13 protein-coding genes are annotated in these 24,129 nt (G+C 64.5%); 8 read left to right on the top strand and 5 right to left on the bottom strand.

The features are described from left to right. Positions 1-54 precede the first annotated feature (54 nt). Genes SB756_RS24580 through SB756_RS24570 form a run of 3 tightly spaced genes read left to right on the top strand, consistent with a single transcriptional unit; the run spans position 55 to position 2,428 of the window. Entirely contained in the window at positions 55-831 is a 777-nt protein-coding gene (locus SB756_RS24580; RefSeq protein ID WP_410912277.1) for a 5-oxoprolinase subunit PxpA, read from the top strand. Further along, the gene (gene pxpB / locus SB756_RS24575; RefSeq protein WP_410912275.1) at positions 828-1,514 is read left to right on the top strand and encodes a 5-oxoprolinase subunit PxpB; all 687 of its coding nucleotides are present in this window, start codon (positions 828-830) and stop codon (positions 1,512-1,514) included. Before SB756_RS24580 ends, pxpB begins: the two co-directional genes overlap by 4 nt. Beyond that, positions 1,511-2,428, top strand: a complete 918-nt coding sequence (locus SB756_RS24570; protein WP_410912273.1) for a biotin-dependent carboxyltransferase family protein — start codon at positions 1,511-1,513, stop codon at positions 2,426-2,428. Before pxpB ends, SB756_RS24570 begins: the two co-directional genes overlap by 4 nt. Positions 2,429-2,542: 114 nt before the next feature. On the opposite strand, the gene SB756_RS24565 is transcribed toward SB756_RS24570, so the two are convergent. From SB756_RS24565 to SB756_RS24555, 3 genes are all read right to left on the bottom strand, one after another. Further along, complete coding sequence (locus tag SB756_RS24565) at positions 2,543-3,721, bottom strand: vWA domain-containing protein (RefSeq protein ID WP_410912271.1); 1,179 nt, start codon at positions 3,719-3,721, stop codon at positions 2,543-2,545. Positions 3,722-3,734: 13 nt separating this feature from the next. Next, on the bottom strand, positions 3,735-4,580 hold the full coding sequence (locus tag SB756_RS24560) for an AAA family ATPase (protein WP_016488585.1): 846 nt from the start codon (positions 4,578-4,580) through the stop codon (positions 3,735-3,737). Positions 4,581-4,738: 158 nt separating this feature from the next. Next, complete coding sequence (locus SB756_RS24555; protein ID WP_019473480.1) at positions 4,739-5,812, bottom strand: DUF748 domain-containing protein; 1,074 nt, start codon at positions 5,810-5,812, stop codon at positions 4,739-4,741. Between the two features lie 133 nt (positions 5,813-5,945). Between SB756_RS24555 and cysK the strand changes: the two genes are divergently transcribed. Together cysK and SB756_RS24545 are read left to right on the top strand one after the other, a co-directional pair. Further along, on the top strand, positions 5,946-6,920 hold the full coding sequence (gene cysK / locus SB756_RS24550; protein ID WP_013973746.1) for a cysteine synthase A: 975 nt from the start codon (positions 5,946-5,948) through the stop codon (positions 6,918-6,920). Between the two features lie 173 nt (positions 6,921-7,093). Next, on the top strand, positions 7,094-8,029 hold the full coding sequence (locus tag SB756_RS24545) for an aspartyl/asparaginyl beta-hydroxylase domain-containing protein (RefSeq protein WP_341796520.1): 936 nt from the start codon (positions 7,094-7,096) through the stop codon (positions 8,027-8,029). Between the two features lie 38 nt (positions 8,030-8,067). On the opposite strand, the gene SB756_RS24540 is transcribed toward SB756_RS24545, so the two are convergent. Both SB756_RS24540 and azu read right to left on the bottom strand, forming a co-directional pair. Then, positions 8,068-9,720, bottom strand: coding sequence for a cyclic peptide export ABC transporter (locus SB756_RS24540; RefSeq protein WP_341796519.1), 1,653 nt, complete (start codon positions 9,718-9,720; stop codon positions 8,068-8,070). Positions 9,721-9,754: 34 nt separating this feature from the next. Beyond that, positions 9,755-10,204, bottom strand: coding sequence for an azurin (gene azu / locus SB756_RS24535; protein WP_341796518.1), 450 nt, complete (start codon positions 10,202-10,204; stop codon positions 9,755-9,757). Positions 10,205-10,384: 180 nt separating this feature from the next. On the opposite strand from azu, the gene SB756_RS24530 reads away from it, so the two are divergent. The 3 genes from SB756_RS24530 to SB756_RS24520 all read left to right on the top strand — a co-directional run. Further along, positions 10,385-11,368 (top strand): TauD/TfdA family dioxygenase, encoded by a 984-nt coding sequence (locus tag SB756_RS24530; RefSeq protein ID WP_341796517.1) that lies wholly within the window; start codon positions 10,385-10,387, stop codon positions 11,366-11,368. 260 nt (positions 11,369-11,628) lie between these two features. Continuing rightward, a complete protein-coding gene (locus SB756_RS24525; protein WP_410912268.1) occupies positions 11,629-18,096 on the top strand; it encodes an amino acid adenylation domain-containing protein in 6,468 nt (2,155 codons plus the stop codon). Position 18,097: 1 nt separating this feature from the next. Continuing rightward, the coding region (locus SB756_RS24520; protein WP_410912266.1) for an amino acid adenylation domain-containing protein at positions 18,098-24,129 on the top strand (6,032 nt) is incomplete at its 3' end.

The raw sequence follows: 24,129 nt of genomic DNA, 5'->3' as shown, positions 1-24,129 counted from the left end.
TTGAGCCTGCAGGAAACACGCGGCAAACAGCTGCAGGCGCGGTAAGGTAGGCCTATGAACAACAAGGGAGACCGCGTGGTGGAACGCCTGCTACTCAATTGCGACATGGGCGAGAGTTTCGGCAGCTGGCGCATGGGCCTGGATGCCGAGGTAATGCCCTACATCGATTGCGCCAACATTGCCTGTGGCTACCACGCCGGCGACCCCGGCATCATGCGCCGCACCGTGGCCTTGGCGCTGGAGCATGGCGTGACTGTCGGCGCGCACCCCGCCTACCCGGACCTGGTCGGCTTCGGCCGCCGCTCCATGGCCTGCAGCCCCGAGGAAATCCGCGACCTGCTGCACTACCAGATTGGTGCGCTGGACGGCATCTGCAAAGTGCTGGGTGGCCGCGTGGCTTATGTGAAGCCCCATGGCGCGCTGTACAACGACATGATGGCCGACCCGCTCAAGCTGCGCACCGTGCTGGAAGCTGTGGCGGCCTACGACGGCAACCTGCCTCTGATGCTGATGGCCACCGCCGACAACCGCGCCGCTCAGGCACTGGGCGATGAAATTGGCGTGCCGCTGTGGTTCGAGGCGTTCGCCGACCGCGCCTACACTGCCAGCGGCCACCTGGTGTCGCGCCGTTTGCCTGGCGCGGTGCATCACGACCCGGTGCTGGTGGTGGAGCAAGCGGTGCGCCTGGCCCGAGGCGATACGCTGGTGGCGGACGATGGCAGCGCCCTGCGCCTGCAGGCCAGCACCCTTTGCGTGCATGGCGACAACGACAGTTCGGTGGCGGCGGTGCGGCAGATACGCCAGGCCTTCGACGCGCTGGAGCCGCAATGAAAGCGCGTATCGAAGTGGTGGCCATCGACAGCCTGATGGTGCGCCTGTTCGACCGTATCGACGAGGCCAACATGCCGTGGATGCTCGCCGCTAGCCAGCGCCTGAGCGCCGTGTTCGGCGAGCACCTGCTGGACCTGGTGCCGTCCTACACCACGCTGATGGTGCAGTTCGACCTGCCGCCAGGCGAGGCGAGGGCGCTGATCAACCAGGCGCTGGAGGGTTTGCAGCCAGACACCGGCAGCGGCAGCCGGCACCACGAGATCCCGGTGTGGTACGACGCCAGCGTCGGCCCTGAACTGCCTGTGCTGGCGGCCCGCAGCGGGTTGAGTGAAACCGAGGTTGTGCGCTTGCACAGCGAACGTGATTATCCCGTGTTCGCCCTGGGCTTCGCCCCCGGTTTCGGTTTCATGGGCCTGGTCGACGAACGCCTGGCCAGCCCACGCCTGAGCACCCCGCGCAAGCGGGTGGCGGCGGGTAGCGTGGGCATCGCCGAGCGCCAGACGGCGGCGTATCCGGCGGTATCGCCGGGTGGCTGGAACCTGATCGGGCGCACGCCGGTGCGCCTGTTCGACCGTGAGCGTGACGGCTACAGCCTGTTGCAGCCCGGTGACCGGGTGCGTTTCGTGGCGGTTTCGCGCAGCGAGTTCTTGGCGTTGGGCGGCGATGTGGAGGCACAAGGATGAAGCAATTGAAGATCGAGGCCAGCACGCCGCTGTGCCAGTTGCAGGATGCTGGCCGCTTTGGCGTGCGTCACCTGGGCGTGACCCAGGGCGGCGCGCTGGACTGGGTGGCCATGCACTGGGCCAACTGGCTGCTGGGCAACCCGTTGGGGGCCCCGGTGGTCGAGGTGGCGCTGGGTGGCTTTGGCGTGGTGGCCGAACAGGATTGCGTGCTGGCCCTGGCCGGTGCCGACCTGGATGCCCGAGTCGATGACCAGCCTGTCGCGCCCTGGCGCAGCTTTGCCCTGGGCAAGGGCCAGCGCTTGACCCTGAAGCAGCCAAAGCAGGGCGTGCGGGCTTATCTGGCGGCACCGGGCGGGTTCCTGGGCGAAGATGTACTGGGCAGTTGTGCCACGGTGGTACGTGAAGCACTGGGGGGCATTGGTGGCCAGGGTGCGGCGCTGGCTAAAGGCCAGGCGTTAGCGTTTACCGGTAGCGATACAACCCTGCGCGAGGTGCCGCAAGCGCTGCGCCCGCAGTACGCAGAAAAGCCTGTGCTCGACCTGGTGATGGGCGCACAGATCGGTGACTTCAGTGGTACCAGCCTGTTCGAAGCCTTCAACCGGGAGTGGACGCTGGACAGCCGGGCTGACCGCATGGGCATTCGCCTGTTGGGGCCGCAGCTGGTTTACCTGGGGGCGCCGATGATTTCTGAAGGGATACCGCTGGGGGCGGTGCAGGTGCCGCCGGATGGGCAGCCGATTGTGTTGCTCAATGATCGCCAGACCATTGGCGGGTATCCGCGGCTGGGGGCGTTGACACCGTTGGCGCTGGCGCAACTGGCGCAGTGCATGCCGGGGGCGGTGGTGCGGTTCAGGGCGGTGGTGCAGGATGAGGCCTGGCGGGAGCACCAGGTTTACCTGGGCCGTTGGTTGTAAGGCTGCTGGCCCTTTCGCGGGCTTGCCCGCTCCCACAGGTATTCCACAAACCTCAGGGTCTGTGGTGCACCTGTGGGAGCGGGCGAACCCGCGAAAAGGCCGGCACCGGCAACATCACTTGGACAGGTAGCGCATCCCTTCTTCCAGCCCCTGCAAGGTCAGCGGGTACATCTTGTCCTCGATCAGGTCGCGCACCAGATGGGTCGATGCGGTGTAGTCCCAGGCCTGCTTGGGGTACGGGTTGATCCAGATCACCTTCTTGAACTTCTCCATGAAACGCTGCAGCCACACATACCCGGCCTCTTCGTTCCAGTGCTCCACGCTGCCGCCCGGCTGGGTGATTTCGTAGGGCGCCATGGCCGCATCGCCGACGAACACCACTTTGTAGTCGTCGCCATACTTGTGCAGCAGGTCGAAGGTGGAATAGCGCTCCGAGGTGCGGCGCAGGTTGTTCTTCCACACCGACTCGTACACACAGTTGTGGAAGTAGTAGTACTCCAGGTGCTTGAACTCGGTCTTGCAGGCCGAGAACAGCTCTTCGCAAACCTTGATGTGGGCGTCCATCGAGCCGCCGATGTCGAACAGCAACAGCAGCTTTACCGTATTGCGCCGCTCGGGGCGCATCTGGATGTTCAGCAAGCCGGCGTCCCGCGCGGTATGGTCGATGGTGCCGTCGATATCCAGCTCTTCGGCGGCGCCTTCCCGGGCGAACTTGCGCAGCCGGCGCAGGGCCAGCTTGATGTTGCGCGTGCCCAGTTCAACCTGGTCGTCGAGGTTCTTGTACTCGCGCTGGTCCCACACCTTTACCGCCTTGCCCTGGCGTTTGCCTGCCTCGCCCACGCGGATGCCTTCGGGGTTGAAACCACCCGAGCCGAACGGGCTGGTGCCGCCGGTGCCGATCCACTTGTTACCGCCGGCGTGGCGTTCCTTTTGCTCCTCAAGGCGTTTCTTGAATTCCTCGATCAGCTTGTCCAGGCCACCCAGGGACTGGATCTGCGCACGCTCTTCATCCGTGAGCGAACGTTCGAACTCCTTGCGCAACCAGTCTTCGGGGATCAGCGCCTCGATGTGTCGGTCGAGGTTTTCCAGGCCTTTGAAGTAGGCAGCAAAGGCCCGGTCGAACTTGTCGAAATGGCGTTCGTCCTTCACCAGGATGGCGCGCGCGAGGTAGTAGAATTCGTCCATGTCGGCGAACACCACATGCTTTTGCAGGGCCTGGTGAAGGTCCAGCAACTCGCGTACCGACACCGGCACCTTGGCCGCGCGCATTTCATTGAACAGGTTGAGCAGCATGGCCCGGCTCCTGTCAGCGGTTGCCGCGCCGGCTCATGAAGGCCAGGCGCTCCAGCAGCTGCACGTCTTGCTCGTTTTTTACCAGCGCGCCGGCCAGCGGCGGGATGGCCTTGGTCGGATCGCGCTCGCGCAGTACGGCTTCACCGATGTTGTCGGCCATCAGCAGCTTGAGCCAGTCGACCAGCTCGGAGGTGGACGGTTTTTTCTTCAGGCCCGGCACCTTGCGCACGTCGAAGAACACATCCAGGGCTTCGCTGACCAGCGACTGGCTGATGTTCGGGTAGTGCACGTCGACGATCTGCTGCAGCGTGGTGCGGTCGGGGAAGGCGATGTAGTGGAAGAAGCAGCGGCGCAGGAAGGCGTCCGGCAGCTCTTTTTCGTTGTTGGAGGTAATAATGATGATCGGGCGTTGTCTGGCCTTGATGGTCTCGTCGATTTCGTAGACGTAGAACTCCATCTTGTCCAACTCTTGCAGCAGGTCGTTGGGGAACTCGATGTCGGCCTTGTCGATTTCGTCGATCAGCAGGATGACCCGCTCATCAGCCTCGAAAGCCTCCCACAGCTTGCCCTTTTTCAGGTAATTGCGCACATCGTGCACCTTGTCCACGCCCAGCTGCGAGTCACGCAGGCGGCTGACCGCGTCGTACTCGTAGAGGCCCTGGTGGGCCTTGGTGGTGGACTTGATGTGCCAGGTGATCAGCCGCGCGCCGAACGAGGCCGCCAGCTGCTCGGCAAGCATGGTCTTGCCGGTGCCGGGCTCGCCCTTGACCAGCAGCGGGCGTTCGAGGGTGATGGCCGCGTTTACCGCCAGTTTCAGGTCGTCTGTGGCGACGTAGTCGCGGGTGCCTTCGAACTTCATGGGTCTGTCCTCTGCCGTATGCCTGTCAGGGCCTCTTCGCGGGCGTGCCCGCGAAAGGCCCAACACCTGTTTTCGATTTGTTACCGACTATAACGCGGGGTTGAGCGGCTGCAAACGCAGACCGGGTATTCAGTCCCTGAATGCCCCGTCACGCCGCCTCAGTCGGAATCCGGCGCGCCTCGCTCGTATCGGGCATTGAACGCCTGGATAAACCCGTTGCGCAGGATTTGCAAAAACGCCTCGAAGGCGCTGATATCCTGCTTGCGCACACTGCCACTGAGCTCCACCCGGGTGGCGAACTGGTTTTTCGGCTGGTTCTTCAGCACCGTCTCGGTCGCCCCCACCACCGCTTCCCACACCGAGCGGAAGAAGCCCTTGTCCTTTTCCTCGACGTCCTGTTGCCAGTCGAATACATCGACGTCACGCAGCAGCGGCTTTATGTAGCCGTTAAGCCGACCGTTTTCCGCCTGCGCCTCGATGACCACGTCCCCATGCCCGGCATTGAAGTCAAATTTGCCATAGGCGCTGGCGAAGTCGTTCAGTTTGCGCAGCTCGATGCCGGTGGCGCGCAGCCTGAATTCGAAGTCATCGAAATCACTGAACGGGTCGAACGTGGCACGGCTTTCTACCTTCGCATCGCCCGCGATCAGTGCAGTACCTTCAAAACTCGCATCGCGACGGCCTTTGGGGTCACGGACATTGGTCAGGTTGCGAATGTTGGCGTTCAGCCGGGTGGCCTTCAGGTCGACCGGTGGCTTGGAGTTGAAGTTGCGGAACGTCAGCACGCCGTTGTCGATACGCACTTCGTTGAGTGTGATGGGCAGCAGTTTCTCCAGTTGCTGGCGCCAGTCGGTACCCCGGCCGGTCTGCGACGCCTGCTTGCTGCCACCGTCGACGAAGTTCAGCTCCGGGCGCACGAAGGTCACCTCGGCCACCACGGCCTTGTCGTACCACAGCGAATGCCAGCTCACCGAAAGGTCGATCAGCGGCGCGTCCAGAAACGGTACCGGCACCTTGCCGCTGGTCTTGACGATCTTCAGGCCGTTGATCTGGTACGCGCCGCGCCACCAGGCCAGGTCCACATCGGCCACCTGGCCACGGTAATCGCCCATGTCGGCCAGTTTTTCGTTCAGGTAGTTGCGCACCAGGTAGGGCAGGGCAAGGTGCAGGGCCACCAGCAGCACGACCAGGCTGCCCAGGCCGATCAGCGGCCAGCGATAACGGGCTCTCATCGGGACGTCTCCAAGGCGGGATGTGCGGTTGACCGCAACACGCCCAGCCGAGTTCGAACAGGCTTTACGGGCCACCGGTCGGGGCTTACCCTTTAGGTCTTTCCCGCTGTTTTTCATGCCAAGGACTCCTGCCATGAGCCGTATCTTTGCAGACAACGCCCATTCCATCGGTAACACGCCGCTGGTGCAGATCAACCGCATCGCCCCGCGTGGCGTAACCATCCTGGCCAAGATCGAAGGGCGCAACCCGGGTTATTCGGTCAAATGCCGCATCGGCGCGAACATGGTCTGGGACGCGGAGAGCAGCGGCAAGCTCAAGCCGGGCATGACCATCGTCGAGCCCACCTCAGGCAACACCGGTATCGGCCTGGCCTTCGTCGCCGCCGCACGGGGCTACAAGCTCATGCTGACCATGCCAGCCTCCATGAGCCTGGAGCGCCGCAAGGTGCTGAAGGCGCTGGGTGCCGAACTGGTGCTGACCGACCCGGCCAAAGGCATGAAAGGTGCCATCGAGAAGGCCAACGAAATCGTCGCCTCCGACCCGGCCCAGTATTTCCTGCCGGGCCAGTTCGAAAACCCGGCCAACCCGGCCATCCACGAAAAAACCACCGGCCCGGAAATCTGGAACGACACCGACGGTGCCGTCGACGTACTGGTGGCGGGCGTGGGCACGGGCGGCACCATCACCGGCGTGTCGCGCTACATCAAGCACACCCAGGGCAAGGCCATCCTGTCGGTGGCTGTGGAGCCCGTGGCTTCGCCGCTGATCAGCCAGACCCTGGCCGGCGAAGAACTCAAGCCCAGCCCGCACAAGATCCAGGGCATCGGCGCCGGCTTCGTGCCAAAAAACCTCGACCTGTCGATTGTCGACCAGGTCGAAACGGTGACCGACGAAGAGTCCAAGGCCATGGCCATTCGCCTGATGCAGGAAGAGGGCATTCTTTGCGGGATTTCCTGTGGTGCGGCAATGGCCGCCGCCGTGCGCCTGGCCGAAAAACCGGAAATGCAGGGTAAGACCATCGTCGTAATCCTGCCCGATTCGGGCGAGCGTTACCTGTCGAGCATGTTGTTCAGCGACATGTTCAGCGAGCAGGAAAACCAGCAGTAATCGGCCTTGCCGCTGACCCTGCGCAACAATCGGCGGCCTGGTTTATTGCAAAATCTTCATGAATGCGATCCCGCCCGGGTTGTTTTTACCGGGGCGGGATCGGTTTATGATGGCAGGATGATTTTCAGGAGAGCAGGTGGCGCAGCCCTGGCTCTTCCCCAAGGAGTGAAAGCATGACCTTTTCCTTTGCAGCCAAGGCGGGCGTCTTGCTGGTGTTTTTCGGCAGCGTGCTGTTCGTGCACCTGCGCGGCAAGGCCCGCCTGCCGGTGTTGCGCCAGTTCGTCAACCATTCGGCGCTGTTTGCCCCGTACAACGCCTTGATGTACCTGTTTTCCGGTGTGCCGTCCAAGCCCTACCTGGACCGTCAGCGTTTCCCTGAGCTGGACGTGCTGAAGGACAACTGGCAGGACATCCGCGAAGAGGCCATGCGCCTGTTCGACGAAGGCTACATCCGCGCCGCCGAAAAGGACAACGACGCCGGCTTCGGTTCGTTCTTCAAGAAAGGCTGGAAGCGTTTTTACCTGAAGTGGTACGACAAACCGCTGCCTTCGGCTGAAGCACTGTGCCCGCGCACTGTCGAGCTGGTCAGCAGCATCCCCAACGTCAAGGGCGCGATGTTTGCGCTGCTGCCCGGCGGCAGCCACCTGAACCCGCACCGCGACCCGTTCGCAGGCTCGCTGCGCTACCACCTGGGCCTGTCCACGCCGAACTCCGATGCTTGTCGCATCTACGTCGATGGCCAGGAATACGCCTGGCGTGACGGCGAGGACGTCATGTTTGACGAAACTTACGTGCACTGGGTCAAGAACGAGACCGACGTTACCCGGGTGATCCTGTTCTGTGACATCGAGCGCCCGCTGAGCAGCTCGCTGATGACCCGCATCAACCGCCAGGTCAGTGCCTTCCTCGGCCGCGCCACCGCGCCGCAGAACACCGACGACGAGCGCGTGGGCGGCATCAACCAGGCGTACGCCTGGAGCAAGCGGTTCAGCAATAAAATCAGCACCCACGTGAAGCAGTTCAAGCGCGCCAACCCCAAGGCCTACCGCGTGCTGCGGCCGGTGCTGGCGGTGGTGGTGGCATACGCGTTGTATCGCTGGTTGTTCTGATTCTGCGAATGGGGGCGCAAAACGCCCCCACTCTTTTCTCAGGCCGGCTCCAACGCCTCGACTATCTTCCCACGGCTAAGGTGCACCACCTTGTCCGCCGTATCGAAATACCGGTCGTCATGCGAGATCACGATGATGGTCTTGCCCAACCGCTTCAGGTCCGGCAGCAGCTCGGTGTAGAACACCCGGCGGAAGGTCGGGTCCTGGTCCGCCGCCCATTCATCGAACACCAGCACCGGCCGCCCGTCCAGCCAGGCATTGACCAGCGCCAGGCGCTTGCGTTGGCCGGTCGACAGGTCGGTGGTGGTAAAGGCGCCATCACGCACGCTGACCTTGTGGGCGATCTCCAGCCGTTCCAGGTAGCGTGTGGCATCGCTGGGCAGGCTGTGCTCGTGCTCTGGCAGGTCTTCGAACAGGTAGTAATCGGCGAACACAGTGGTAAACAGCTGGCGGTAGTCGTCCAGTCCCTCCGGGCCGACAGCCTTGCCGTTCAGGCGCACTTCGCCGCGCTGCGGGGTGTACAGGCCCAGCAGCAGCTTGATCAGCGAGGTCTTCCCGCAGCCGTTTTCACCGACGATGAACAGGATTTCGCCCGGCTCGATGCTCAGGTTCACCGGCCCCACGCGAAATGGCTCGTTGCCGTCCACTGGCGGGTAGGCGTATTCGACGTCGTGCAGTTCCAGGTGCGCCGTAGCCGTGGCTTCACGCTTGACCGGCGGCTCCAGCAGCAGGTGCGGCTCGGGCGACGAAAAGCGCTCGGCCAGGTCGGCAATGCGGCGGAAAGCCACCTGGGCGCGGCCAAGGATTGGCAGGTTGCCGATCAGCGTCTCCAGTGGGCCTTTCATGTACAGCAGCACCAGCACGAAACCGCTCATCACTGCCGGGTCGTTGCTCGGCCATAGCGATTGAAGGGCCAGGGTAAGGCCGATGACCACGAAGAACAGCATCGAACCCAGGCTCTTGGCCACCACGAAGATGTTGATGGCACGGATGTGGGTGTCGGCGATGAAGTCGGCGGTGCCCTGGATATTACGGGTGAGCATGGCATGGCGGCGGCGGCGGTCGATGCGCAGCTCCTTGGCGCCTTCAGCGATGGCCGAGTAGTGCTTCTGCAGGTTGTCTTCGGCATCGCGAGCGGCGTTGAAGCCGGCCAGGCCTTTTTGCCGGGCGATGTACTGCACACCACTGCCGATGCCGATGGCCACCAGGGTGATGACGAAGATCGGCCACGACAGCCAGGCCAGGTAGGCCATGCAGCCGGTCACCGTGGTCAGCGAGATGGCCAATGGGGCGAAGGCGAAGGCGAAATCGCTGATGGTATCGACGTCACGGGTCAGCACCGGGATCAGGCGGTGAGTGCGGTAGCGTTCGATCTGTTCGATCGGCGCCGACAGCACTTTGGCACCCAGGTCCTTGCGCAGGCGGGCAATCACTTTCTGGCCGACGTAGTTGGTGCCGCTATCGGCCGCCACGCTGCTGACCAGGGCCAGTACGCACAGGCCGGCGAAGGCCAGGATCACACCCTGGCTCATGCCGCCGTCAGCGTGCAGGCCTTGGTTGACGGTAGCCAGCAGGGCAGTCACGGCGAGGCCACCGAGCATGCCCAGCAGCACCGACACGATTACCGCAGGGCGGTAGGGTTTGAGCAGGCCCAGCAATTCGCGGATGGCCCCGGGAGAGGAGGTTTTCATGAAGCGTGATCTCGCTGGTGAGGTGGGGGCGGGGTCAGCTGCCAAGGGTCAGGGTGCCCTTCATCAAGGTGCTGTGGAACGGGAAGGAACAGTAGAAGCTGTAGTCGGTACCGGTCTTCAGCGACCGGGTGTCGAGGGTGACGCTGTCCTTTTCGCCGCCGCCGATCAGGCGAGTGTGGGCGATGACCCGGGTGTCGCCAGGTTTCACATAGCCCTGCGCCTCGCCGGCCTTCTGGCCGTCATCCAGCACGCCTTGCATGTCGGCTGCGGTGCTCAGCACCCAGTTGTGACCCATGACGTTCTTTGGCATGTCACCGGGGTGGGTGAGGGTGACGGTGAACGAGGTGCACGCCTTGGGTACGGTGATGGCGGCCTTGTCGAAGGTCATCTGGTCGGTGCCATGGATTTCCACGGCGCATTGCTCCGCCGACCAGGCGGCAGGGGCCGCGGCAAGCAGGGCGAGGAGCAGAAGCTGGCGAGTCATGTACGGTTCCTGGGCGATAAAAGGGTCACATCGTTCAGACGAACCGGCGCGGCTGCGCTTTACCTGCGTGTGCTGCCCTGGTGAATTTCCCGCTGGCCCGCTCGTTCATCTAGTCAGGCGCCGCCATGGCGCAAAACCCGATTACGCCGCCAAAGCGGCCCTGGCTTGAGGTGACCGTACATGAGTGAACTGCTGAGCTTTGCCATCGAACCCCTGGACGCCACGCGCGGCAACCTGCCGCTGCTGGTGCGCGCACCGGAGCCGGGGGTTGACCTGCTGGAGGCCTTTGCCGAATTGCAGCCGCTGGTGGACCGGCACCTGCTGCAGGCGGGTGGCATCCTGTTCCGCGGGTTCGAGGTAGGTGGCGCCGAAGCCTTCCGTCAGTTTGCCGCCTCTTTCGGGCACCCGCTGCTCAATTACGAGTTTGGCTCCACGCCACGCAGCAACGTGACAAAGGGCGTTTACACCTCAACGGAGTACCCCGCGCACCAGAGCATCCCGCTGCACAACGAGCAGGCCTACACCCTGGAATGGCCGATGAAGATCTGGTTCTACAGCGTGATCCCCGCCGAGACCGGTGGCGAGACGCCGATTGCCGACAGCCGGGAGGTGTACCGGCGCATGCCGGTGCGCATTCGCCAACGTCTGGAAGAGAAAGGGCTGATGTACGTGCGCAACTACGGTAACGGCCTGGACGTGGAGTGGTCGCAAGTGTTCAACACCGAAGACCCGCGCCAGGTCGAGGCCTACTGCCGGGCGCATGCCATCGAGTGTATCTGGAAGGACGACGGCGAGCTGCGCACCCGCCAGCGTTGCCAGGTGGTGGGGCGCCACCCCGTGACCGGGGACAATGTGTGGTTCAACCAGGCGCACCTCTTTCATGTGTCGAACCTGCAACCAGAAGTGCGTGAGTCGCTGATGGACATCGTCGAGGAAGAGGACCTGCCGCGCAACGTGTACTACGGCGACGGTACGACCATCGAAGATTCGCTACTCGATGAAGTGCGCGGGGTGCTGGATGACTGCACCATCAGTTTCCCTTGGCTGGCGAATGATGTGCTGATGCTCGACAACATGCTCGCGGCGCATGCGCGGTCGCCGTTTACCGGCAAGCGCAAGGTGGTGGTAGCGATGGCCGAGGGGTATTCCGAACTGCTGCGCTGAAGGGCTCTGAGGTACCGTGTTCCTGCAGTGTTATCACTGTCCTCAGGAACGATGCAGGACCTGTGGGAGCGGGTTCACCCGCGAAGAATCCAGCGCGGAGAATGGCACCGGCTTTGCCGGTGTTCGCGGCTGAAGCCGCTCCCACAGTGATTGCGTCAACTTTTAGAGTCTCGGCAAGCCCGTTCTCCGCTGCCCCCCTAAATCAGCCCCCCATGCCTTCGTCTGACAGTTACCGCTCGACTGCCAGGACACCGCTCGACATGAATGCTGATCAAACGCTCAAGCTCGCCCGCCGCTTCATCGAACTCAGCCCCGACAAGCGCCGCCTGTTCCTCAAGGCGCTGCAGGGCGAGGGCATGGACTTTTCCGTGCTGCCGATCGCGCCCGGTGTGGAAGTAGCTGAGCGCGACCAGCTATCGTACGCCCAGCGGCGCATGTGGTTCCTCTGGCAGCTCGACCCGCAGGGCGCGGCGTACAACCTGCCCATGGCTGTGCGCTTGCATGGCACGCTGGACCTGGCTGCCCTGCAGCACGCCTTCGACGCCCTGATCGCCCGTCACGAAACCCTGCGTACCCGGTTCGTCGCCGATGGCGATGACGTACGCCAGCAGGTCGATGCGGTCGCTGCCCCGTTGCAGCTGCGCCAGGATGCCCTGGCCGAACTGGATGAAAGTGCCCGCCAGGCCGCTGTCGAGTCCATCGCCGAAGCCGAGGCGCTGACCCCGTTTGACCTGGCCAGCGGCCCGCTGCTGCGTGTGCGCCTGCTGCAACTGGACCCGCAAGATCACGTGTTGCTACTGACCCTGCACCATATCGTCGCCGACGGTTGGTCGATGAACGTGCTGATCGACGAGTTCCTGCGCCTGTACGACGCCGCCGTGGCGGGTACCGACGCCACCCTTGAGCCGCTGCCAATCCAGTATCGCGACTATGCCCTGTGGCAGCGCAGCTGGCTGGAAGCCGGAGAACAGGAGCGCCAGCTGGCTTACTGGCAAGCCCGTCTGGGTGATGACCATTCACCGCTGGAACTGCCATTGGACCGCACACGCCAGGGCCGGCCCAGCTACCGGGGCGCACGCCACGAGTTCCCCATCGCCACAGACGTCGCCGAGCGCTTGCGCGGTGTGGCGCGCAAGCACAACGTCACCCTGTTCATGATCCTGCTGGCTGCCTTCAAGCTGCTATTACAGCGCTACAGTGGCCAGGCAACGATCCGCGTCGGCGTCCCCATCGCCAACCGCAACCGTGCCGAAGGCCAGGGCCTGATCGGCTGCTTCATCAATACCCAAGTGCTGCACACCGAGATCGACCCGCTGCTGGACATCACTGGGCTGCTGCAGCGCGTGCGCGAGACCGCTTTGGGCGCGCAAAGCCACCAGGACCTGCCGTTCGAGCAGTTGGTCGAGGCCCTGGAGCTGCCGCGCAGCACCGAGAGCCCGTTGTTCCACGTACTGTTCAACCACCAGGCCCAAGTGGCTGATGTGCAGGCCATCGAAACCCGTTCGGGCCTGACCCTGGCGCCGATCGCGCTGGAAAAGCACACCGCCCGCTTCGACCTGGCGCTGGACACCCACGAACGCGCCGGGCAGTTGCACGCGGCTTTTACCTACGCAACGGATGTGTTCGACACCACTACCGTCGAAGCCTTGGGCATACAGTGGCTGGCCTTGGTGCAAGCGCTGGCTGATGAAACCGGTGGTGCTGTAGGTGAGCTGGCATTGCCGGGCCTGGCCGTTGCCCACAGTGAGCCGAAGCCGGTCGAGGCAACCTTGCCGGTGCTCCAACGCTTTGCCGCTGCCGCCAGCAGTCACCCCGAACGTACGGCGGTAATGGCCGCGGGCGAGCAAGCCAGTTTTGCCGAGCTCGATGCCCGTGCCGAAGCTATTGCCGGCCGCTTGAACCAGGCCGGGGTAGGGCCGGACACGCTGGTCGGCGTGTTGGCCGACCGCAGCGTTGGCATGCTTGCCAGCATCCTTGGCGTGCTCAAGGCCGGTGGCGCATACCTGCCACTTGAGCCTGAACAGCCGCCCGAACGCCTGCACTACATGCTGGCCGACAGCGGCACGCGCTTGGTGCTGGCCCCCGGTAGCTGGCAGGCCGAACTTGCCGATGGCGTGCAGCGCATCGACTGGGTGCAGACGGGTAACGTCCGTGCCGTTCGCCTGGCGCCCGAGCCGGCCAACCTGGCCTATGTGATCTACACCTCTGGCACCACCGGGCAACCCAAGGGCGTGGCGATCAGTCACGGCGCTCTGGCCAACTACGTGGATGGCATCGCCGCGCGCCTGCCGGTCGAACGCATCCGCAGCATGGCCCAGGTCTCGACGCCGGCTGCCGACCTGGGCCACACCATGCTGTTCGGCGCACTGTGCGGTGGCCACACCCTGCACATGCTGTCACGCCAGCAGGTGCTGGATGCCGAAGGCTTCGCCGCCTACCTGGCCGAGCATCAGGTAGATGCGCTTAAAATCGTGCCGTCTCACCTGGAGGCGATGCTGGTGGCCGGCCGTTCGGCATTGCCTGCGCAGTGCCTGGTGCTCGGTGGCGAGGCCGTCAGCCCGGGCCTGCTGGGCAAGATCCGCCAACTGGATCCGGCACTGAAGGTGTTCAACCACTACGGCCCGACCGAGACCACTGTCGGCGTGCTGGTCGCCGAACTTGACGAGCACGCCAGCCTCGGCAAGCCATTGGGCAATACCCGGGTTGTGGTACTCGACCGCTGCCTGCAGCCGCTGCCAACCAAGGCCAAGGGCGAGCTGTACATCGGCGGCACCGGTTTGGCCCGTGGTTACCTGAACCGCCCGGCGCTCACTGCCGAGCGCTTTGTCCCCGACCCAGGCGGCAGCCACGGTCAGCGCCTGTACCGCAGCGGTGACTGGGTACGCCAAGGCAGCGACCTGCAATTTGTCGGGCGTATGGATGGCCAGGTGAAAATCCGTGGCTACCGCGTGGAGCTGGCCGAAATCGAAAACCAGCTGCGTACGCTGGACGGTGTCGCCAACGCGGTGGTTCGCGTTCATGGCCAGGCCCCGCAACTGCAACTGGCCGCATGGCTGGTGCCCACACAGGTGCCGGCCGACAGCATGGCCTGGCAGGACACCATCCGCGCCACCCTCAAAGGCCTGTTGCCCGAGCACATGGTGCCTGCCTATGTGATGGTGCTGGAGCACATGCCGGTCACCGTCAACGGCAAGGTCGACCTGAAGGCATTGCCAGAGCCGGTCGCTACCCAGGTGGCGTACCAGGCGGCGCAAACCCCGCTGCAAGTGCAGCTGGCACAAATCTGGGCCGAAGTCCTGCAGGTACCGCAGGTAGGCCTGACGGATAACTTCTTCGCCCTCGGCGGCCACTCGCTGCTGGCCACCCAGGCCGTATCACGGGTGCGCAAGCAACTGGGCGTGGATCTTGCGCTGCGCACCCTGTTCGACACCGTCGATTTGCAGGCCTTTGCCCAGGCAGTGGCCGAAGGCGAGCAGGGTGCAGGCCTGGAGATCGAAATACTTGACCGCCAGCAGCGGCTGCCAGTGTCCCGTTCGCAGAACCGCCAGTGGCTGTTCTGGAAGCTGAACCCCGAAAGCCTGGCCTACAACACGCCAATGGCCGTGCGCATGCAGGGCAGTCTTGACCGTGCGGCGGTACAGGCTGCGCTGGACGCCTTGGTCGCCCGCCACGAGTCGCTGCGCACGGTGTTCGTCGAGGCCGAAGGCTTGCCTTGGCAGCGTATTCTGCCGGCCGCCCCGGTGCCCATCGGTTTTGAAGACCTCAGCGGCCAGGACCACGCGGCGCAGATGCGCAAGCTGGAAGCCGAAGCCTTCGTGCCGTTCGACCTGGAGCGCGGCCCGCTGCTGCGTGCCCGCCTGTTCAAGGTGCATGCGCAGGAGCACCTGTTGTCGCTGACCCTGCACCACATCGTTTCCGATGGCTGGTCGATGAGCCTGCTGGTGCGCGAGTTCGCTGCTGCCTATAACGCAGCGGCCACCGGCCAGACACATGCCATCGAGCCGCTACCGGTGCAGTACGCCGACTTCGCCGCCTGGCAGCGCAAATGGCTTGCCGAAGGGCAGATGCAGGCGCAGATCGACTATTGGAAGGCCCGCCTTGAAGATGACTTCGAAGTGCTGGAACTCCCCGCCGATCGCATTCGGCCGCAGGTCAAAAGCTACCAGGGCAGCCGCTTTGACGTGCGCCTGCCGCTGGCCCTGACCGAGCGCCTGCGGGCACTGGCGGTGGCATCCAACGCCACGCTGTTCCATGTGTTCCTGGCGGCTTACGCCATCGTGCTGTCGCGCTACAGCCGCAAGGGTACGCTGAACATCGGCGTACCGGTCACCAACCGCAACCGCCTGGAGCTGGAAGGGCTGATCGGCTTCTTCATCAATGTGGTGGTGGCCCGTATTGGCGTGGATGGCAGCCAACCGTTCCCGCAGCTGCTGGCTGCGATCAAGGAAACCACCTTGCAGGCCCAGGCCAACAAGGATGTGCCGTTCCTGGAGGTGGCCGAGGCGCTGTACCCCGACCGGGACCAGGGCGTGAACCCGTTCTTCCAGGTGCTGTACAACCACCTGCGCGACTTGGGCGAGCAGGTGTCCAGCGATGCCCTGCACGGCCTGAGCGTCAAGGAAGTGGACCTGCTGGAGCCGGGCGCGCAGTACGACATTTCGCTGAACACGCTGGAGCGCTCCGATGGTGTGACGGCTTCGTTCAACTACTCGACCGACCTGTTCGACGCAGCCCGTATCGAGCGCATGGCCGGGCACTGGCAGGCGCTGCTGGAGGCCATCTGCGCCGAACCGCAGCGTTGCGTTGCCGAGCTGGACTTCCTTGGCAGCACCGAGCGCCAGCAACTGACCCATGGCTGGAACCCGACGCCAGCAGCCAGCAGCGGCCTGTGCGCGCACCAGTTGCTGGAGCGTCAGGCACGTGAGCGGCCAGACGCCTTGGCGCTGATTTTCGACGACCAGCAGATGACCTATGCCGAGCTGGACCGTAGCAGCAACCAGCTGGCGTATCGCCTGCGGGCACTGGGCGTAGGCCCGGACTGCCTGGTCGGCGTTGCCGTCGAGCGTGGCTTGGGCATGGCCTTGGCGCTGATCGCCATTCACAAGGCCGGAGGCGCGTATGTGCCGCTGGACCCAGACTACCCGCAGGATCGACTGGCCTACATGGTCGAGGACAGCAAAATCGGCTTGCTGCTGGCCGATGCCGCCTCGCGTGAGCGCCTGCAGCTGGCCAAGCAGCTGCCTTGCGTGGTGCTGGAGCCTGGCAGCGAGTGGTTGCAAGCCTGGCCAGCCGAGCGGCTACCGAACCTGGTTACGCCACAAAACCTGGCATACGTCATCTACACCTCCGGTTCCACCGGTATGCCCAAGGGCGTGGCCATCGACCACCATGCCTTGTCGGTGTTCTGCCAGGTGGCCGGCGACTATTCGCGGTTGAGCCCGCACGACCGTGTGTTGCAGTTCGCCACTTTCAGCTTCGATGGCTTCATCGAGCAGTTCTTCCCGCCGCTGGCCTGCGGCGCCTGCGTGGTGCTGCGCGACCTGCGGCTGTGGGATACAGCCACCTTGCTGGATGAAATCAACCGCCACGGCGTAACCGTGGCCGACCTGCCTGCCGCCTACTGGCGCCTGTTGGCGCTGGAGCGTCGCGGCCCCGAAGCCTATGGCCGACTGAAGCAGATTCACGTGGGTGGCGAGGCAGTGCCGGAAGACGCCCTGCGCGCCTGGCTGGCCGATGGGCCGCCAGCCGTGCGCCTGCTGAACACCTATGGCCCGACGGAGGCCACCGTGGTCGCCACCACCTATGACTGCTCTGTGATGACCGAGCAGCAGATCAGCCTGGGGGGGGTGCCTATCGGCCGAGCCTTGCCAGGCCGCAGCCTGCATGCGCTGGACGATGGCCTGGCGCCAACCCCGGTGGGTGTGCCCGGTGAGCTGTTCATCGGCAGTGCAGGCTGCCTTGCACGCGGTTACCACCAGCGGCCATCGCTCACTGCCGAGCGCTTCATCCCCGACCCGTTCGACCCTGTTGGCGGTGGCCGCCTGTACCGCACTGGCGACCTCGGCTACTACGACGAGAACGGCCAGCTGGCCTATCGCGGCCGGGTCGACCATCAGGTGAAAGTACGAGGTTTTCGCATCGAGCTAGGCGAAATCGAGCAGTCCCTGCGGGCGCACCCGGACGTGCGCGAGGCCACCGTGCTGGCTATCGACCTGCCCACTGGCAAACAACTGTGTGCCTATGCCGTGCCAGTTGAAGGCCACAGCGGTGACTTGCGCCTGGCGCTGAAGCAGTACCTCAAGGGCAGCCTGCCGGACTACATGATCCCGTCTTATCTGGTGACCCTGCCAAGCATGCCCCTGACCCCCAGCGGCAAGCTCGACCGCAAGGCGCTGCCGCTGCCCGACCCAAGCCAGCCGCAGCATGACTACGAGGCGCCACAGACCGAGCGGCAACAGCAGCTGGCCACGCTCTGGGCGCAGTTGTTGAACGTTGCCCGGGTGGGCCTGAACGACAACTTCTTCGAGCTCGGCGGCCACTCCCTGCTGGCCGCTCAGGCGGTGTCACGGATCAACGTGGAGCTGGGGCTCGACGTGCCCCTGCGGCTGATCTTCAGCCACCCCGAACTGCGCGCGTTCGCCCAGGCACTGGACGAGCAAGGTCTATCGCTTTCCGACGACGGCCTGAGCGATATCGAACAAATGATGAACGCATTCACAGAGGCCTGATATGGAACTCACTGCAGCACAACGTATCGCCCAACGTTTCGTCGGCCTCCCCGTGGAGCAGCGCCAGCAGATCCTGGAAAAGATGCAGGCCAGCGGCCAGAGCTTCCGCCTGCTGCCCATCGTGCCCGCACGCCAGGGCCTGGCGCGCATCCCGCTGTCGTATGCCCAGCAGCGCCTGCTGTTCCTCTGGCAGTTGGAGCCTGCCAGCCCGGCCTACAACGTGCCGATGGCGGTGCGCCTGAAAGGTGCGCTGGACCAGGCGGTGCTGCAACAGGCACTGGATGCGCTGGTGCAGCGTCACGAGTCACTGCGCACACGCTTTGCCTCTGATGAGGGGGCGTTCCATCAGGAAATTCTCGATCACTGCCCGCTATCGCTGGAGCGGGTGATGCTCGACGGCCCGCCCGATGAAGCCTCGTTGAGCGTTGCCGTGGACGCAGCCCTCAAGCAGCCGTTCGATCTGCTGACAGGGCCGCTGCTGCGGGTGACCCTGCTGCGCGTGGCGCAAGAGGAGCATGTGTTGGCGCTGAGTATGCACCACATCATCTCTGACGGTTGGTCGAGCGATGTACTGGTGCAGGAGTTCATCCAGCTGTATACCGCCCTGGCCGAAGGCCGTCAGGCGCAGTTGCCGGCCTTGCCGATCCAGTACGCCGACTACGCCATCTGGCAGCGTGCCTGGCTGGAAGCCGGCGAAGCACAGCGACAGCTGGAATATTGGCAGACACAGCTGGGCGATGAGCAGCCGGTGCTTAGCCTGCCACTGGACTTCGAGCGCCCGGCCACGCCAAGCCAGCGCGGCGCGGTGGTGCGCGTGGACATTGCCGGCGAACAGGCCGAAGCCCTGCGCAACCAGGCGCGCAAGGGTGGCCATACGTTGTTCGTGCTGGTGCTGGCGGCCATGGCGGTGGTGCTGTCGCGTTACAGCGGCCAGGCCGATATCCGCATCGGCGCGCCGAACGCCGGGCGCAACCGCAAGGAGCTGGAAGGCCTGATCGGCTTCTTCATCAACACCCAGGTGCTGCGCGTGCAGGTGGACGAGCGCGCCACCTTTGCCGCGCTGCTGGAGCAGGTCAAGGACGTGATCGGCGGCGCACAGTCGCACCAGGAACTGCCGTTCGAGCACCTGGTGGATGCCTTGCTGCCGGAGCGCAACCTGGCCCACAACCCGCTGTTCCAGTTCAAGATCAACCAGCACGTGGCCGCCAGCGACACCGAACGCAAGCGGCTGGGTACGCTGGAGGTGGAGGGTTTTGCCCGTGACGGTGGCGACGCGCGCTTTGACCTGGCGTTCGATTTTTCCGACAAGGCCGAAGGCATTGAAGGCTACTTCACCTACGCAACTGACCTGTTCGAGCAGGCCACCATCGAGCGTATGGCTGGCTCATTGCGCCATGTGCTGGGTGCGCTGACCCGCGACCCGCAGCAGGTAATCGTCGACTGCCCAGAGCTTGTGGCTGCGCTGCCGGCTGCTGTGCAGTCTTATCCGCAGGGTGACATTCTTGCGTTGTGGCGCCAGGCCATAGCCCAAGGCCAGGCCCACGGCGGCGTGCGAGCCGGTGAGCGGTTCATGACCCAGGCCGGGCTGGAGGCAGCGTCCAATCGCCTGGCCAGCTTCCTGCACCAGCGCGGTGTGGGTGCTGGCAGCATCGTAGCCTTGTGCTTGCCGCGTTCCATCGAGTGGGTCAGCGCCTTGCTCGCGGTGCTCAAGAGCGGTGCGGCTTACCTGCCGCTGGACGGCCAGCAACCGCAGGAGCGCCTGCAACAACTGATTGCTGACAGTGGTGCTTCAGTGCTGTTGCACGAACCCGGTGATGACCGTTTCACCGACCTGCAAGGTGTACAGGTGATTGCCTGCGAGCACACCGCCTGGGCAACCTGCAGCGACAGCCCGGTCGAGGTGGCCATCGCGCCTGAGCAGCCGGCTTACCTGATCTACACCTCCGGTTCGACCGGCCAGCCGAAAGGCGTGGTGGTCAGCCACGGCGCGCTGGCCAGCTACACCCAGGCCGTGCTGGAGCGCCTGCAACTGCCGGGCTCGGCCAGCATGGCAATGGTGTCCACTCCCGCAGCCGACCTGGGCCATACCGTGCTGTTCGGCGCTCTGGCTTCCGGCCGCTTGCTGCATCTGTTGCCACAAGAGCTGGCATTCGACCCGGATGGCTTCGCCAGCTACATGACGCAGCATCAGGTTGGCGTGTTGAAGCTTGTTCCGAGCCACTTGCAAGGTTTGCTGCAAGCAGCCCGCGGTGCTGATGTACTGCCCGCCGAAGCGCTGATCCTGGGGGGCGAGGCATGCAGCTGGAGCTTGCTGGAAAAGGTCCGCGAACTGCGCCCAGGCTGCCGGGTAATCAACCACTACGGCCCGACCGAAACCACGGTCGGTGTGCTTACCTTTGAACCCGGCCCGCCTGTGCCAGGCTGCCGTACGGTGCCGGTCGGTCGCCCGCTGGGCAATGCCTGCGCCCAGGTGTTGGATGGCTACCTCAACCCACTGGCGGCACAGGTGCCCGGTGAGCTGTACCTGGGCGGGCAGGGCGTTGCCCAGGGCTACCTGGGCCAGCCCGCGCTGACCGCCGAGCGCTTCGTGCCGGCCGAGAACGGTTTGCGCCTGTATCGCACGGGTGACCGTGCACGGCTGACGGCCGATGGCCTGGTCGAGTTCATTGGCCGTGCCGATGACCAAGTTAAAATCCGCGGTTACCGTGTGGAGCCGGGCGAAGTTGGCCGAGTGTTGGCTGGCCTGCCGGGCGTCAACGATGCGGTGGTGCTGGCGTTGCCGCTGGAGGGCGACGCCGAGCGCTTGCAACTGGTGGCCTACGCCGTGGCCGAAGGTGGTGTGACCGTGCAGCAGTTGCAGGCGCAACTGCAAGCACGCCTGCCGGACTATATGGTGCCGGCACAGATGCTGTTGCTGGAGCGCCTGCCGCTGACCGTCAACGGCAAACTGGACAAGCGAGCGTTGCCAGTGCCTGGCGCGGTGAGCCGTGGTTATGTGGCGCCAGAAGGGGAGATAGAAGAGAAACTGGCCGCCGTTTGGGCCGATGTACTGAAGCTGGAGCAGGTGGGTAGCAGCGACAACTTCTTCGAGCTGGGCGGCGATTCCATCCTCAGCCTGCAGATCATCGCCCGCGCCAAGCGCCAGGGTATCAAGATCACCCCCAAGCAACTGTTCGAGCAACAGACCATCGCCCAACTGGCCCAGGTGGCCAAGCGCATCGAGGCCAAGCAACCTGCCACCGCATCGGCACCCGTGGACCCCGGTATCAGTGGCGAGGCGGTATTGCTGCCCGCCCAGGTGCGCTTCTTCGAGATGGCTATTGCCCAGCCTGCGCACTGGAACCAGTCCGTATTGCTCGAACCGGCCGACCCGGTACAGGTGTCGCAACTGGAAGCAGCCCTGCGCGCGGTGGTTAAACACCACGATGCCCTGCGCCTGCGCTTTACCCAAGGTAGCGACCAGTGGCAAGCACGCTTCCAGCCCCTGGACACTGCGCCGCTGCTACGCCAGCACACGTTGGCCTCGCTGGACGACATGGACGCTGCCGGCAATGACGTGCAGGCCAGCCTGAACCTGGAGCACGGGCCGTTGCTGCGTGCCGAACTGTTCGACTTCGCCGATGGCCAGCAGCGCCTGCTGCTGGTGGTTCATCACCTGGTGGTGGACGGTGTGTCGTGGCGCGTCCTCCTGGAAGACCTGCAGGAGGCCTATCAGCAATTGCTGAACGGCCAGGCCTTGAGCCTGCCCGCCAAGACCAGCCCGGTGAATACCTGGGCGGAGCGCCTTGCCGCTCACGCCAGTAGCCCGGCCTTGCACGCACAGCAAGGCTACTGGCAGCAGGTGCTGGCCGGCGACAACGCCGAACTTCCGCGGGACAACCCACAGGGCAGCCTGGACAACACCCATGCCCGCACCGCCGCCACGCGACTGGACGCCGAGCGTACCGCCAAGCTGCTGAAGCAGGCCCCTGCCGCCTACCGCACGCAGATCAACGACCTGCTGCTGACTGCACTGGCGCGCACGCTGTGCCAGTGGAGTGCCCAGGACAACGTACTGGTGCAGCTGGAAGGGCACGGTCGCGAAGACCTGTTCGACGACCTCGACCTCAGCCGCACCGTGGGCTGGTTCACCAGCCTGTTCCCGATGCGCCTTGCCCCTGGCCATGACCTTGGCCAATCGATCAAACGGGTGAAGGAGCAGTTGCGCGCAGTACCGGACAAAGGCATCGGCTATGGCCTGCTGCGCTACCTTGGCGCCCCCGAGGTGCGTGAGCAACTGGCGAGCGCCGCCCAGCCCCGTGTCACCTTCAATTACCTGGGCCAGTTCGACGCCAGCTTTGATAGCGAAGGCAGCGCACTGTTCACCCCAAGCGGTGAAGCGGCAGGTCGCACCCAATGTGCCGGTGCGCAGCTGGGTAACTGGCTGAGCATCACAGGCCAGGTATACGGCGGCGAACTGTTCCTGGAGTGGACCTATAGCGCCGACGTCCACCACCCGGCCACCATCGAGCGCTTGGCCCAAGCCTACGGGCAGGCCCTGACAGAACTGGTCGAGCATTGCTGCAATACCCAACACCAAGGTGTGACGCCATCTGATTTCCCGCTGGCCGCGCTGACCCAGGCGCAACTGGACAGCCTGCCGCTGGCCGCCGGGCAGATCGCCGATGTGTACCCGCTGTCGCCCATGCAGCAGGGCATGCTGTTCCACACCCTGTACGACCAGCAGGCCGGCAACTACATCAACCAGCTGCGCGTGGACGTGCAGGCGCTGGATGTGCAGCGCTTCAAGCAGGCCTGGCAGGCCACTTTCGATGCCCACGATATCCTGCGTACCGGTTTTCTCATGCAGGGCGAGCTGGACCATGCGGTGCAGGTGGTGCGCAAGGCCGTCGAGCTGCCCTTCACCGAGCACGACTGGCGGGGCCAACCGGCGCTGGAGCAGGCCTTGCAGGCGTTGGCCGAAGGCGAGCGTCAGCGCGGCTTTGACCTGGCCGCAGCGCCACTGCTGCGCCTGGTGCTGGTGCGCACGGGCGATGACAGCCACCAGCTGATCTACACCAACCACCATATCCTCATGGACGGCTGGAGCACTTCGCGCCTGCTGGGTGAAGTGCTGCAACGCTATGCCGGCGTGGCGCCACAGGCGCAGGCCACGCACTACCGAGACTACATTGCCTGGCTGCAAGGCCAGGACGCCGCCGTGGCAGAAGCCTTCTGGAAGGCCCAGCTGGCTTCCCTCGATGAGCCGACCCGTTTGGCTCAGGCCATCGCCGGCAGCGCAGGTGCTGGCGGCAGCGGCTACGGCGACCGTCGCCTGGCCTTCGACCGCGAGCAGACCGCGCGCATCGAAGCCTTCGCCCGGGCCAACCGGGTCACGGTCAACACCTTGGTGCAATCGGCCTGGCTGCTGCTGTTGCAGCGCTGCACCGGCCAGGCCAGCGTGTGCTTCGGCGCCACGGTCGCCGGCCGCCCGGCAGACCTGCCGGGGGTGGAAGAGCAGATTGGCCTGTTCATCAATACCCTGCCGGTCATCGGTGCACCGCGTGCCGAGCAGACTGTAGCCGAGTGGATCGGCCAGGTGCAGGCTGGCAACCTGGCTGTGCGCGAATTCGAGCACACCCCGCTGTACGACGTGCAGCGCTGGGCGGGGCAGGGCGGTGACGCGCTGTTCGACAGCATCCTGGTGTTCGAGAACTACCCGGTGTCCGAGGCGCTGCAACAAGGCGCGCCCGGTGGCCTGCGCTTTGGCGAGGTGGCCGTACAGGAGCAGACCAACTACCCGCTGACCCTGGTGGTGGAACTGGGCGCGACCCTGTCGATGCAGTACAGCCATGACCGTACGTTGTGGAGCGACGACACCATTGACCGTTTGGCGGGCTACTTCAGCAACCTGCTTGAGGCGCTAACTGAAAACGCTGATGCACTGGTCGGTCAACTGCCAATGCTGGCCCAGGCAGAACAGCAAGTGATGGTCGAAGGCTGGAACCACACCCGAGCGGCCTATCCGAACGAGCGCAGCATTCATTCGTTGAT

Source organism: Pseudomonas sp. SIMBA_068 (assembly GCF_046534705.1).
GTDB lineage: Bacteria > Pseudomonadota > Gammaproteobacteria > Pseudomonadales > Pseudomonadaceae > Aquipseudomonas > Aquipseudomonas putida.
Note: the sequence above shows the minus strand (reverse complement) of the source record. Positions and strands in the feature narration are given on the sequence as shown.